The organism is Roseibium aggregatum, from assembly GCF_017309185.1.
GTDB lineage: Bacteria > Pseudomonadota > Alphaproteobacteria > Rhizobiales > Stappiaceae > Roseibium > Roseibium aggregatum_B.
The window spans coordinates 328,672-342,087 of sequence record NZ_JAEKJZ010000001.1; the positions used below are offsets into that span (position 1 = coordinate 328,672).

Genomic DNA, 13,416 nt, shown 5'->3' on the forward strand with positions numbered 1-13,416 from the left:
TCATCGCCGGCAAGGAGACGGGTGGACGCGCCGTCAAACCTCGTCCGTCAACCCCGTCACCGGCAGGGTGACGAGCGCGATGCCCGGGTCGTCCGGTGAGGTGCCAATCTGGAATCCGAGGGCTTGGCAGACGGAGATCATCGAGGTGTTTTCCTTCAGCACCTCGCCCTTGATGGTCGCGATTCCGTCCGCCTTGGCGTAGCGGATAATCAGTTTCATCAGGGCCCAGCCGAGGCCGCGCCCCTTCAGGTCGGAGCGTACGATGACGGCGTATTCACCGGTCTGATGGTCGGGATCGGCGTGAAGGCGCACGACGCCGAGCAGCTTGCCGTCGTTGGGATCAATTGCCGCGAAAGCCATTGCACGGGCATAGTCGAGCTGGGTCAGCCGTGCGAGAAACCGGTGGCTGAAGTCGCGCACAGGCGCAAAGAAACGCAGACGCAGATCTTCCGGCGTGACCGATTCGAAGAAGGCCTTGACCAGCTCTTCGTCTTCCGGCCGGATCGGCCGGACGAAAACGCTCCAGTCGTCTTTCAAGGTGAGCGTTTGCTCCCATTCCTGCGGATAGGGGGCGATTGCAAGGCGTGAGCTGCCGGCCCGTCCAGGACGCTTTTCCGGGTGACACAGCGTCATGCGGGCGTCGAGGGCGATCATCCCGTTGGGCAGGGCGACCATCGGATTGATATCGAGCTCCCGGATCTCGGGAAGGTCGATGGTGATCTGCGACAGCTTGACCAGGGCTTCGGCAAGCGCGTCCCGGTCGAGCGCCGGGCGCGAAGGCCCGCCGTCGAGCAACCGGGCGATCCGTGTCCGGCCGATTTGCGCCTTGGCGAGGTTCAGGTCGAGCGGCGGCAGCTCCAGCGCGATATCCACGCTCTCCTCGATGGACGTTCCGCCATGGCCGAAAACCAGCACAGGCCCGAAAGCCGAGGTTTCCGCCAGACCCATATAGAGTTCGAGCCCGTGCCGGTCCTCAAGCATCGGGTGAATGGAGACACCCGCGATTTCGGCGTCGGGATAGTTCTGCCGGGTCTTGGAAATCAGCTCTTCGGCCGCCTCCCTGACGGCTTCCGGGTCCTCCACGCCAAGCCGGACGCCGTCGATGCGCGACTTGAAGGGAAGGTCGGGGGAGATCAGCTTGACCACGCAGTGGTGAGCGTTTTCAAAGAACCGTCTGGAGGCTTCGGCGGCCTCTTCCGGCGTCGACGCCATTTCCGTTGCCATGATCGGCAGATCGTAGGCCTCGAGAACCTGGCACACCTCGCTCGGGTCCAGCCAGGACCGTCCCTCGTTGAGTGCCGCCTCGACGACACTGCGCGCCCGGGCGCTGTCGGGGGTGAACGTGCTGGGCAGGCTGGGCGGCACGGCCATCAGGAATTCGCGCGCCTGGGCGTCGTGGGCCAGATGCATCAGGCTGCGGGCGGCTTCCGCGGGGCTGTTGTAGTTGGGCACTTTCGCGGCCGCCAGTTCGGCCCGGATCGCGCCGTCGCTGCCGGGAAGCCCGGCGACCAGGGCCTTGCGCCGTCCCGTTCTTTTACGGTCGGCATTGGCCGCATCTCCGATCGCCTTGGCGATCGCCGTCAGCGGCTGAAAGGCACTCGCGGCCTGCAGTACCACGGCGCCGTCGACTTCCGGATCCTTCAAGACGGTTGTGATCGCGTCGGTGATCTCCTCGGTCGATACGCTTTCGCGCAGGATGACGGATCCCTTTGCCGCCCGGGTGGCATCCAGCACGGAATAGTTCCGGCTGATGTCCTTAAGGGCCGCCCGCGTTTCCTCGTTCAGTTCCGCGAACCGTCCGCCGAGATCCATCAGCCGGTCGGCGGCGAGGCTCGCAAGGCTGCGGCCGTTGGAAATGACGGCGAATTTGTCGCAGCGCGGCACCCGGATATGGGACAACGTCTCCAGCGCCTCGAACATCTCGTCGAGGTCCTCCACGCGCAACAGCCCGGTGCGGCGGAAAACCGTTTCGTAGACCAGGTCGGTCCGGGCAAGGCGCCCCGCATGGGTGCGGCCCGTGCCGCCGGTGTCGCGGACCTTGCCGGAGCGGATGACGATCACCGGCTTGCTGCGCGCAGCGGCACGAGCGGCCGAAATGAATTTTCTCGGGTCGGCGATCCCCTCCAGATGAAGCACGATCGAGCGGGTTCGATAATCCTGGGCGAAGTAGTCGATCAGGTCGCCGATATCCATGTCCATGCGCGCGCCAAGCGAAACCACCGCCGAAAACCCTGTGCTGTGGGTTTTCGCCCAGGACAGGGTGGCGTTCAAGACGGCGCTGGAGCGGGAGAAAAAGGCGACATCGCCCTTGGTGGCCGGCTCGGCGCTCAAAAGCGCGTTCAGTCCGGTGGAAGGAACCGAGAAGCCGAGGCTGCCCGGCCCGAGCATGCGCAGGTTGGTCGCCCTCGCAGCGTCCCGGCAGGCCTGCATGAGCGGTTCGGGCCAGGTTTCGTAACCGGGCGAGGGGATCAGAACCGCCTTGGTGCCGCCGGCGCCGAGCTTCGTAATGGTTTCCGGCAGCAACTCGGCTGCGGCGAGATAGATCACCAGATCCGGCATGCGGTCCAGGTCGTCAAGGCTGGCCGCCCGGGTCCCATTGAAGGACACGTCGTCTTCAATGCCGACGAGGCAGACCCGGTGGCCGGCCGCGATATCGTGAAGGCAATCGATAAGTTTGCGCGTCAGGACGCCGGGATGTCGGCAAGGACCGATCACGGCGATTGAGTCCGGTGCGAAAAATCCCTCGAGATTGCGTATCGTCACGTCGGCGGCCCTTTCCAGAAAACGGCAACAACGCGGAGAATAATATACGATAAACTCTAACCAATACCTGCGGGCCATCCCGGAAACGGTCCGCAGGGAGACTGATTTGCCTGGCTCTAGTGGGCCATCAGCACCGGAACGGTCATGGCCTGCAGAATTTCCTTGGTGGCGCCGCCAAAGAGAAATTCGCGCATGCGGCTGTGGCCGTAACCGCCCATCACGACAAGATCGTTGCCGTTGTCCGAAACATAGTTGAGCACCGTGTCGGCGATCCCGGTTTGCGGGTTCGTGACGACTTCCACGGTGACGTTCATGTTGTGGCGCGCGAGGTAATTGGCGACATCCGCGCCCGGTTGTCCGTTCGCCGTGGTCGATTTCCTTTCAATCACCAGAACGGTGATCTTGTCGGCCTTCTCCAGCACCGGCAGAGCCGCGTGGATAGCCCGTGTGGCGGTGGAGCTGCCGTCCCAGCCGATCAGAACGTTTTTGGGTTCAAAAGAGCTGCTGCCGATGTAAGGCACCAGCATGACGGGGACGCCGCTTTCGAAAAGGACGGTCTCGATCAGGAGTTCGCGCATCGGTTCCGGCTGGTCGGGGTTGGATTGACCGAGAACCACCAGATCCGTCGGCCGGCAGTGAACGAGCACGTTCTCCAGCGGCCCGCCGGTGAGAATTTCCGCCACCCGGCTCTCGCTCTTCACGGCCGCCAGCCGGGCGAGCTCGTCATACTGTTTCTTGGCTTCGTTGGCTGCGGATATCGCCTGTTCATGGGCGGCCTGAAGATAATCGACCGGCATGGGCGCGGCGGCAAAGGCGGGCACCACCGGCTCGAACGAAACCGCCAGGCCGGTGACATGGGCGTCGTAGTTGCGTCCGAACTCCAGGGCGTATTTGGCGGCGGGCTGATCTCCGGCAAGGTCCAGTATGGTCAAAATATCTTTGATAGGCATGTTTCCCTCCTTTGGCAGGCAACGTTGCTTGGCGCCGGCCTGGCGACGATTAGTATGCAACGCCCCAAGCGGGCGTCCTTGACGCGTATCAAACCGGGTATAGGCCGGGACGATGAAGCGACTGTTGGATATCAGGGTTTGGGCTTGGCTACGATGAAAATCGGGAAGTTTTTCAACTGGCTGGCAGCCTTCGAAAAATTGCGCAAAACTGCGTCCATGTCAAAACGCGTGTTCTACCTGGCGCTGCCGCCTCTGCTTCTTGTCGTCTCGGCTTTCTTTCTCGTCCAACTGGTCCTTGGCCTCGACGAGGAAAGCGCCGATGCCAAGGCCGCGGAGCGCCTGACGCTCTATCGCCAGACCATCCTGGGTGAATACCAGAAGTACCGCTATCTGCCCTACATGATCGCGCGCGATCCTCGGGCGACGGCGGCGCTCGGGCTGGGGCAGCCGGTTGAAAGCGCCAATCGGTTCCTCCAGGAAATGGCGCAGAACTCGGGAGCGAACCTGCTTTATGTCATGAATGCCAAGGGGACCACGCTCGCTGCCAGCAACTGGCAGGACAAGCTTTCGCTGGTCGGCCGGAACTACGGCTACCGGCCGTATTTCAAATCCGCGATGAACGGGGAGGAAGGTCGTTTCTTCGCCATCGGCGCAACGCTGGGCGAACCGGGACTTTTCCTGGCGCGGCCGACGCCTGTCTCGGGAGAAGCGCTCGGCGTGGCCGTCGTCAAGGTGGACATGGAGCCCCTGGAAGAGGCCTGGGCGGAAGGTGGCGAACTCGTATTCGCGTCCGACGAAAACGGCGTGATCTTTCTCTCCAGCCGCCCGGAATGGCGCTACAAGACGCTCTCGGTCCTGCCGGAACGGGTTCAGGAGACGATCCGTTCGACCCGCCAGTATGCCGGCCAGAACCTTGAGCCGGTGAGCGGACAACCGGTGCACTCGAACGGCATCGTGACCATCGACGGGAAGGCATACCGCCACAATTCGGCGGAAGTCGGCCTGTTGGGCTGGACCCTGCATTTTCTGGTGCCGGTCGTGGAGACCCGCAAGAACGTCCTGCCGATCTGGACCGCGACCGTCACGCTGTGCCTCGTCTATCTGGTGATCGTGCTTGTCCTGGGAGGACGGCGGTTGCGCAAGGCCTCCGTCAGGTTACGCCGGGAGTCCGACGAGCTGAAGGAACTCAACGCGAGGCTGCTGGAGGAAGTGCAGGAGCGCCGCCGGGTGGAAAGCGAACTTCTGGAAGCACAGCGCGGGCTTGCGCGCTCCAGCCGCCTTGCGGCGGTGGGCGAAATGTCCGCGGCCGTGGTTCACGAACTGAGCCAGCCGCTGGCCGCTCTTCGAATGTTTGTCGCCGGGACACGAAAATTCCTGGAAAAGGGCGACACGCGGACCGCTTCGGAAAACCTGACGGAGATCGAATCCCTGCAGATGCGGATGGCGCATATGACGCAGGAACTGAAGCGTTTCGCGCGCCCGGGCGAGAGCCGGATCGAAAAGATCGATTTGAGGGAATGCATTCGCATGGCGGAAAAAATCGTCCGTCCGCGATTTGATGAAACCGGCGTCTGTTTGGAACTCGATTTGCCGGCGGAGCCTCTTGTGGTGGAAACCGCGCCGATGCGGGTCGAGCAGATTCTTGTGAACCTCCTGCGCAACGGCGCGGATGCGGCGGCACCGGAAACGCAGGGCCTGGTGTCGCTTCGGGCTTTTCCGGAGAGTGGCGAAGCGGTGGTGCGGGTCGCCGACAACGGTCCGGGTATAACCGAAGACCAGCGCGAACGGATTTTCGACCCGTTTTTTTCGACAAAGCCCGGCTCGGAGGGGATGGGTCTGGGCCTGGCGATATCAATGCGCCTGGTTGAGGATCTGGGGGGCAGCTTGTCAGTCGGCGTGAACGCGCCTAAAGGAGCGGTATTCGAACTCAAGCTGCCGGCTCCGGCCTGCAGCATCGCCTCTGACGAAACGCCGTCGACCGTCCGGGAAACCGAAGCCGCCAAATGACCGAACCCCTGGAAAAAACGCCCGTTCTGATCGTCGACGACGATCCTTCCATGAGGGCGGCATTGCGCCAATGGATCAGGCTGGCGGGCTTCGGCACTCTGGAAGTCGCGACGGCCGACCAGGCGATGGCGAAGCTTTCGCCGGAGTTCAGCGGCTGCGTCGTGTCCGATGTTATGCTCGAGGGTGAAGACGGTGTCGCCCTGCTGCACAGGATCGCCGCGCTGGACGGCGACCTGCCGGTCGTCCTGATCACAGGACACGGAGACGTGCCGATGGCTGTCGAGGCCATGCGGGCCGGCGCCTACGACTTCGTCGAGAAACCCTTCGATCCGGACCACATCGCCGAAGTGGTGCGCCGCGCATGCGAAAGACGGGCCCTTGTGCTGGAAAACCGGTCGCTCAAGGTCCGGCTCGCGGACGCGGCGGGCCTCGAAGGCCGGCTGATCGGCAACAGTCCAGCGATGCAGGCCCTGCGCCGTCAGATCCTGCATTTCGCCGGGACCGGCGCATCCGTCCTGATCACCGGAGAAACGGGCACGGGCAAGGAGGTCATTGCGCAGGCCCTGCATGATTTCGGCGCCTGCAAGGACGGCCCCTTCGTGGCGATCAATGCGGCCGCATTGCCGGACGCGATGGTGGAAGCCGAGCTCTTCGGGCACGAGGCCGGCGCCTTCACCGGAGCGGACCGCCAGCGCAAGGGCCGGATCGAGGCTGCGGACGGTGGCGTTCTGTTCCTGGACGAAATCGTATCCATGCCGCTCGGTCTGCAGCCGAAACTGCTGCGGGTTCTTCAGGAGAAGAAGGTGGATCGCATCGGCGGTGTGAAACCGGTGGACGTTGATATCAGGCTGATCAGCGCCGCCAATGTCGATCCCAGGGAAGCCGTGAAGTCCGGCCGTCTCCGCGAGGACCTGCTCTTCCGGCTGAACGCAATCGAAATAGCGGTGCCGCCGCTGCGCGAGCGCGGTCGGGACGCCCTGCTTTTGTTCGAGACATTCCTCAACCGGTTCGCCGTTCAATACGGTCTGGAGGTGCCGGAAACGACCGCGCAGGACGAAGCCTTCCTGCAAACCTACGCCTGGCCGGGCAACGTCCGCGAGTTGCGCAATGCAGCGGAGCGGTTCGTCCTGAGCGCCGGTGTCGGTCCCCGGCCTTTGGAGGCCCTGATCACCGGCCGGAGGGACGAAGGAATACCGGCGTCCGGCGGAGGGTTGAAGGATCTGATGGATACCTACGAGCGCAACCTGATCGAAAGCGCCTTGCGTCGCCACGGCGGGAGGATCACCGACGTCATGCGCGAGCTCAATCTCCCCCGACGGACCCTGAACGAAAAAATGGTGCGGCACGGGCTGAGCCGGGATCTGGCGGCGGCGGACTCCGGGGACAGCTGAAGGAGGCGTTCGGCGAAAATCCGCCGGTGCGTTTGAGGTGTCGGCGAAATCTTGCCGAGGTGCGCTGCGGCAAAGGGCAGCCCTCCGAAAAGAAAGCTCCTTTTCCCCTCAGTCATCTGTTGTCAAGCCGATGTGGCACAGGTCATGCTATGGGGTCATGACTTGGCACGGGTCCGCTGCGCGCAATGCGAACGGGCTGAGCAGCCAGGGAAATGAGCTCTATGGATCTGGGAGGATTACATGCTCTTTTCATTGAAGTCCGCAACCGCCGTCTCCGCGGCTGCGCTCTCTCTCGTTTTCGCAACCGAAACTTTCGCCGCTGATGTAACCTGGAACGTTTCTCTCTGGGGCAAGCGCCGGGCCTTTACCGAACATGTCGAGAAACTGGCCGAGGAAGTGTCGGCGAAGACGGACGGCAAGTTCGAAATCAAATTGCATTACGGCGGCGCCCTGTCGAAATCCCGTGAAAACCTCGACGGCATTTCCTTCGGCGCTTTCGAGATGGCTCAGTTCTGCGCCTCTTATCATGCCGACAAGAACCCGAGCCTGACCGTTCTCGAGCTTCCGTTCCTCGGCGTTTCCGATCTGGAGACCGAGGTCAAGGCGGACATGGCGCTTTATCAGCACCCCGCGGTGCAGAAGGACCTGGCCCGCTGGAACGCCAAACTGCTGATGCCGTCTCCCATGCCGCAGTATAACTTTGCCGGCAAAGGCGACGCGCCGACGAAGATCTCCGACTTTGACGGCATGCGTGTCCGCGCGCTGGGCGGCCTCGGCAAGATCATGGAAGCCGTTGGGGCGGTTCCGACCTCCGTGACCGCCTCCGAAACCTATCAGGCCATCGACTCCGGTACCGTCAACGCCGCAGGCTTCGCGCCGCACGCGCATATGTCCTTCAAGGTGGTCGAGGTCGCCGACTGGTGGACCAAGAACCTGAATCCGGGCACCGTGCATTGTCCGGTCGTCGTCAACACCGATGCCTATGAAGCTCTGCCTGACGATTTCAAGACGGCTCTTGACGAATCTGTCGATCCGGCAATCGCCCACTACCTCGACAACTACAACAAGCTCTATGACAAATGGTGGCCGGAGCTGGAAAGCCGCGGCATCGTGCAGGTCGAGTTCTCCGATGAGGAACTCGCGGCATTCGCGGAAAAAGCCGCGCCGATCCAGGAAGCCTGGGTCAAGGAGCAGACGGCCAACGGCCTGCCCGCGCAGGAACTGCTCGATCTGGTCAAGTCGACCATTTCGCAATAAGGCAGTGATGCCGGTCTGACCTTCCCGCTCCCTGGCGCCCGTCGAACGGTGCGCCAGGGACCCTCGTTCGGGGCTCAATACCATGATGACAATCGATCCCGGTTCGCGTTCCGGAACGGAACGGCCGGTTACCTATATTCGCTTCGATGGCTGGCTCGCCCATGTCGAGAACGCCTTCAACCTGATTGCCGCCTTCTCCATTCTGGCCTTGATGCTGCTGGCGGTTGTCCAGGTCTTTGGACGGCTGTTCCTGAATCTTCCCGTACCGGGCTTCATCGATATCACCGAACAGGCGATGGCGATCTTCGCCTTCGCGGGTGTTGCCTATTGCCAGAGGGTCGGAGGTCACATCCGGATGGAAATCGTGCTCGGCAAGCTGTCCGGCCGCACGCTCTACCTTTTGGAAATGCTTGGTGTCATCGTGATCGCGTTCACGGTTGCGCTGTTGATCTGGGGCTCCTGGTACCACTTTGGCCGCTCCTGGGGCATCGGCGACAGCACCATGGACATCCGTCTGCCGACCTGGCCGTCCAAGCTGGTGATTCCGGTCGCGCTCAGCCTTCTTTTTCTGCGTCTGCTCATGCAGGCCTACGGCTATGCCCGCCTTGTTGCGGACCCGACGCGCGAGGCGATTGCGGTCCCCGTTATCGAAGATGTGGAAGAGCACGCCAGGCATGAGATCGAAGAGGCGTTTGGCGATGATGAAACAAACGAAGGAGGCTCCAAATGACGCCGTTTGAAGTTGGTCTCCTTATGACGGGCGTCCTGCTCGTTCTCGTCATCTTCGGCGTGCGCGTGGCCTTCGCCGCCGCCTTTACCGGACTTGTGGGCCTGATCGTCCATTTCTCCATGAAAATGGGCTTCGAGCGCGGGTTTTTCGTTGCCCTGAAAATGGCGGGCACCATTCCGCATTCCAAATCCGTCACCTATTCGCTCTCGGTGCTGCCGACCTTCATTCTGATCGGTTTTCTCGCCTTCTACGCAGGCTTCACCAAGCAGCTGTTCGAGGCCTCGAAACGTTGGCTCGGCTGGTTGCCCGGCGGCATGGCGGTGGGCACGGTGTTTTCCACGGCCGGCTTTGCGGCCGTCTCGGGCGCGTCCGTCGCGACAGCGGCGGTCTTTGCCCGTGTGGCCATTCCGGAAATGCTTGCAGCCGGGTATTCCAAGCGTCTGTCGGCTGCTGTGGTGGCCGCCGGCGGGACGTTGGCGTCCCTGATCCCACCTTCCGCGATCCTGGTGATCTATGCCATTCTGGTGGAACAGTCCGTCGGCAAGCTTCTGATCGCCGGGTTCCTGCCCGGGATTTTCTCCGCGCTGATTTATGTGGCCATCATCATCGGCGTCTCCGCCTGGCGCGGCGACGCGCCGCCGATCAAGGGCTTTACATGGGCAGAGCGCATCGAGAGCGTGCCGGGAACTTTGCCGATCATTGCGGTCGTCGGGATCATCTTCTGTTCCTTCTTCTTCGGGCTCGCGACACCGACCGAAGCGGGCTCTCTCGGCGCGTTCGTTGTTTTGGTCGTGGCCTTCATCAAGGGCATGAGGTTCAAGCAACTCGGCCAGGCCCTGCATGAGACGGCCAAGCTCACGGTGATGATCTTCACCCTGATCTGGGGCGTTCTGGTCTATGTGCGCTTCCTGGGCTTCGCCGGTCTGCCGGACGCCTTCAAGGACTTCATCGTCGCGCTGGAATTCTCGCCCTGGCTGGTGATGGTCTGCATCCTGCTCGCCTATGCCGTCCTCGGCATGTTCATGGATGCCATCGGCATGCTGATCCTGACGCTTCCGGTCGTTTATCCGGCTGTGATCGCGCTCAATGGCGGCGAAGGGGTTTCGGCGGCCGACAGCACGTTCGGCATGTCCGGCGAGGCCTGCGCGATCTGGTTCGGCATCCTGGTGGTGAAGATGGCCGAGCTCTGTCTGATCACGCCACCCATCGGCCTCAACTGCTTCGTGGTCTCCGGCGTGCGTCCGGATATTCCGGTTCAGGAAGTCTTTCGCGGCTGCGTTCCGTTTTTCATCGCGGACGTGCTGACCATCGCCGGCCTGCTGGCCTTCCCGTCCATCATCACGATCCTGCCGGAGATGATGGGGTAGAGGGTTCTGTCGGTCGAAGCGCCGATCGGTTCGCAACAAAGCGAGAAAGCGCCGTTGAAGTTCGTCTTCAACGGCGCTTTTGGTTTGTGGAAGGTCTACCCTTCGAAGCGGACATCGCCGCACAGGCAGCCGCCGGTGACCCTGTCCATCCCGAAACTCCTCCGATTGTCACTTCGTCCGGACCGAAGGACAAATCACTAGCGCAGAGTGCTCAAGTTGTCAGGATTGGAAGACTTTGGCTTGTTCGGCTCAAATCTGGTCGAACTGGTTGCGCCCGACATCGCCCGGAACGAAGCAGTTCTTGAACCATTGCCAGAGGAAGATGAAGGCGCCGGCGATCGGGATGAACCAGGCGAAGATCCAGAAGGCGGACACACCTCGGTCATGCATTCTGCGCGCTTCGAGCGCCCAGCGGTACACGCTGCCGATGACATAGACCAAGGCAAACGCATAGAAGGCGGGCTGGTCCATGGCCTGTTCGAATTCCTCGGGGCTCTGCAGGTTCTCCAGGCCCAATGTGCCGCACCAGACAACGAAGGCGACACCCATGACCGCCATGAACAGCAGATAGGCCAGACCCTGGACCCAATAGCCCAGCAGACCCGTGCGTCCGGTAAAATCGAAGGCCGAGAAGATCGCCCCGGCGAGAGAACCGAAAACTGAGGATTCGCTGCCGGAAACTGCCGCGCCTGAGGAGACCGGCATCGCGGCCGGGTAGCTGGCGACGGCCGCCTGAGGATGTCCCCATCCCGAAGAGGCCGACGTTTCGCCCCTCTTGCCGAATTGTTTTCGCTGCATTGCCAAGTGCCTCCTCGAAGAAGACCAAATGTCTAAACCTGAGAAAAGACTAGAAAAGCAAGCTTAAGATTGCCGTAAGGGACGTGGTAAAAATTGCATGAAGAGAAATGACGAGAGTGTGCAATCAGACGCAAAGGAAAAGAAACATCCTGGAGGCGATCCGAGAAAGGGCGCTGAAAGGTCTGCGTCGGTACCCATATACACCGGATGTTTCCGAACGAAGCGGCACGTCACATCGGCTGAAACGCCGTCACGGCCGCAGAGCGGAACAGCCTGTCAGAACAACGAGCCCTGGCTCGCCGGCGCGGTTTTGCCCGAAGCGGCCTTCTTCGCTTTCGGCTTTGCGCTCTTCGAAGGGCCGCCATCGCCGGTGGCGACCGCATCGACGGAGCCGTCGGAGAGCTCTATGGACAGCGCGGCTCCGGCCGGCACCGAGGCCACGGAACGCACCGGCTGGCCGGTGTCGTCGCGCACCACCGCATAACCGCGTGCCAGTACGTCCTTGTAGGACAGGGATTTCAGGAGTTTCTGCAGGCCGTCAAGCCGTGCCTTGTCCTGGGACACGCGCGCAAGAAAAGCCCGCTTCAGGCGGTCGGAAAATCCGGCAAGACGCTCCTGGCCCAACACGGTCTGCTGCGAGAGCCGGGCTGGCGTCAGTCTCGTGGAAACGGCCTCGAAGGATTGCCGCTTTTGAGCCACTGCGACTTTGAGCGCACGCTGTTGCCGGTCGCCGGTCAGGGCGAGGTCCTGGCGCGCCTTCGAACTCAGACGGGTGAGCAGGATCGGCGAGAGCCGTGCGGAAGCGTTCTGGAAGGCGGACCGGTGATGCCGGGTGTTGACGATCAGCCCGCGTTCCAGGCTGGTCGCGGCCGTGTCGAAACGCTGCCGGGGAAGCGCGAGCAGGTCGCGTGGGGCAGGCAAGGCAGCACCCGCCGCCCGCAGTTCCGTGCGCCGCGAGGTGACATAGCGGACAAGGCCAGAGTTCAGCCGCCGGGCCCGGTCGTCGACCATCGCCATCAGTTCGGCCCTGACAGGCACGGCGATTTCGGCCGCCCCGGTTGGCGTAGGCGCGCGGACATCGGCGGCCAGGTCGATCAGGGTCCAGTCGGTTTCGTGGCCGACCGCGGAAATCAGGGGAATCCGGCTGTCTGCGGCGGCGCGCACGACGGCTTCCTCGTTGAACCCCCAGAGATCCTCGATGCTGCCGCCGCCGCGCGCGACGATCAGAAGGTCTGGCCTCGGAATCGGGCCGTTCGGATCAAGCGCGTTGAAGCCCCGGATGCCGTTGGCGACTTCAGCGCCGCAGGTCTCGCCCTGGACCCGCACCGGCCAGACCAGCACATGCAAGGGAAAACGATCGGCGATGCGATGAAGAATGTCCCGAATGACGGCCCCGGTCGGCGAGGTGACCACGCCGATCACCTTCGGCAAAGAGGGCAGGGGCCGCTTGCGCTCTTCCGCGAACAGCCCTTCCGCTGCGAGCTTTTTCTTGCGTTCCTCGAGAAGCGCCATCAGGGCGCCGGCGCCTGCCGGCTCCAGCGCGTCAATCACCATCTGGTATTTGGACTGACCGGGAAAGGTAGTGATCTTGCCGGTGGCGATCACCTCCAGCCCCTGCTCGGGCTGGATCTTCAGCTTCGAGGCCACGCCGCGCCAGATCACGCCGGACAGCACGGCCCGGTCGTCCTTCAGGTCCAGATAGATATGTCCGGAACCGGGCCTCGAAATCCGTCCTAGTTCTCCGCGCACCCGCACATACCCGAATGCGTCTTCCATCGTACGCTTGATGGAAAACGAGATCTCGGAGACGGAGAATTCGGCGACGTTCGAGGCGTTATCGGACACGAATGATTCCTTCTGACTTCCGAAAACCTGTCGGGAAAGCGCGGCAGGGTCAAGCGGCCGGAGAAAGTTATTGCACCGGCCGGCGATGGAAACAGGCGTGTTGGGAAAAAGGATGGTAAGACCGGTGTTCTCCGCCTTGAAACACTCACAATCGCGCACATAGCTAGGAAGGGGAACGCCCCATAAGATTGTCCGTTCTGGTCGCTCAGGAAAGGACTGTTTTCAAGCTTTCACAACGCAGGAGACAGTCTTTCCCTGAACGATCCAGAGGACACCAGTCGGGCGTTGAAAAGCCGCGTCAAAGCCTT

Annotated in this window: 9 protein-coding genes; 5 read left to right on the top strand and 4 right to left on the bottom strand. The window is 62.3% G+C overall.

The features are described 5' to 3' along the window. Positions 1–33 precede the first annotated feature (33 nt). The gene (locus JF539_RS01525) at positions 34–2,763 is read right to left on the bottom strand and encodes a bifunctional acetate--CoA ligase family protein/GNAT family N-acetyltransferase (protein WP_207138484.1); all 2,730 of its coding nucleotides are present in this window, start codon (positions 2,761–2,763) and stop codon (positions 34–36) included. A 116-nt stretch (positions 2,764–2,879) separates the two neighbouring features. After that, complete coding sequence (locus JF539_RS01530) at positions 2,880–3,713, bottom strand: universal stress protein (protein ID WP_207138486.1); 834 nt, start codon at positions 3,711–3,713, stop codon at positions 2,880–2,882. 216 nt (positions 3,714–3,929) lie between these two features. Here JF539_RS01530 and JF539_RS01535 point away from each other — a divergent pair, with 216 nt between their 5' ends. The 5 genes from JF539_RS01535 to JF539_RS01555 all read left to right on the top strand — a co-directional run bounded on the left by JF539_RS01535 (position 3,930) and on the right by JF539_RS01555 (position 10,465). Continuing rightward, complete coding sequence (locus tag JF539_RS01535) at positions 3,930–5,720, top strand: sensor histidine kinase (protein ID WP_207138487.1); 1,791 nt, start codon at positions 3,930–3,932, stop codon at positions 5,718–5,720. Then, positions 5,717–7,111 (top strand): sigma-54-dependent transcriptional regulator, encoded by a 1,395-nt coding sequence (locus JF539_RS01540; RefSeq protein ID WP_207138489.1) that lies wholly within the window; start codon positions 5,717–5,719, stop codon positions 7,109–7,111. The genes JF539_RS01535 and JF539_RS01540 overlap by 4 nt, the downstream gene beginning before the upstream one ends. A 240-nt stretch (positions 7,112–7,351) precedes the next feature. Continuing rightward, positions 7,352–8,368, top strand: a complete 1,017-nt coding sequence (locus tag JF539_RS01545) for a C4-dicarboxylate TRAP transporter substrate-binding protein (protein WP_207138491.1) — start codon at positions 7,352–7,354, stop codon at positions 8,366–8,368. Between the two features lie 82 nt (positions 8,369–8,450). Next, positions 8,451–9,098 (top strand): TRAP transporter small permease subunit, encoded by a 648-nt coding sequence (locus tag JF539_RS01550; RefSeq protein ID WP_207138493.1) that lies wholly within the window; start codon positions 8,451–8,453, stop codon positions 9,096–9,098. Next, entirely contained in the window at positions 9,095–10,465 is a 1,371-nt protein-coding gene (locus tag JF539_RS01555) for a TRAP transporter large permease (protein WP_207138495.1), read from the top strand. Before JF539_RS01550 ends, JF539_RS01555 begins: the two co-directional genes overlap by 4 nt. Before the next feature lie 249 nt (positions 10,466–10,714). Here JF539_RS01555 and JF539_RS01560 read toward each other — a convergent pair whose 3' ends face one another. Together JF539_RS01560 and xseA are read right to left on the bottom strand one after the other, a co-directional pair. Further along, a complete protein-coding gene (locus tag JF539_RS01560) occupies positions 10,715–11,263 on the bottom strand; it encodes a DUF805 domain-containing protein (protein ID WP_207138497.1) in 549 nt (182 codons plus the stop codon). Positions 11,264–11,539: 276 nt separating this feature from the next. After that, entirely contained in the window at positions 11,540–13,108 is a 1,569-nt protein-coding gene (gene xseA, locus JF539_RS01565; protein ID WP_207138498.1) for an exodeoxyribonuclease VII large subunit, read from the bottom strand. Positions 13,109–13,416 lie beyond the last annotated feature (308 nt).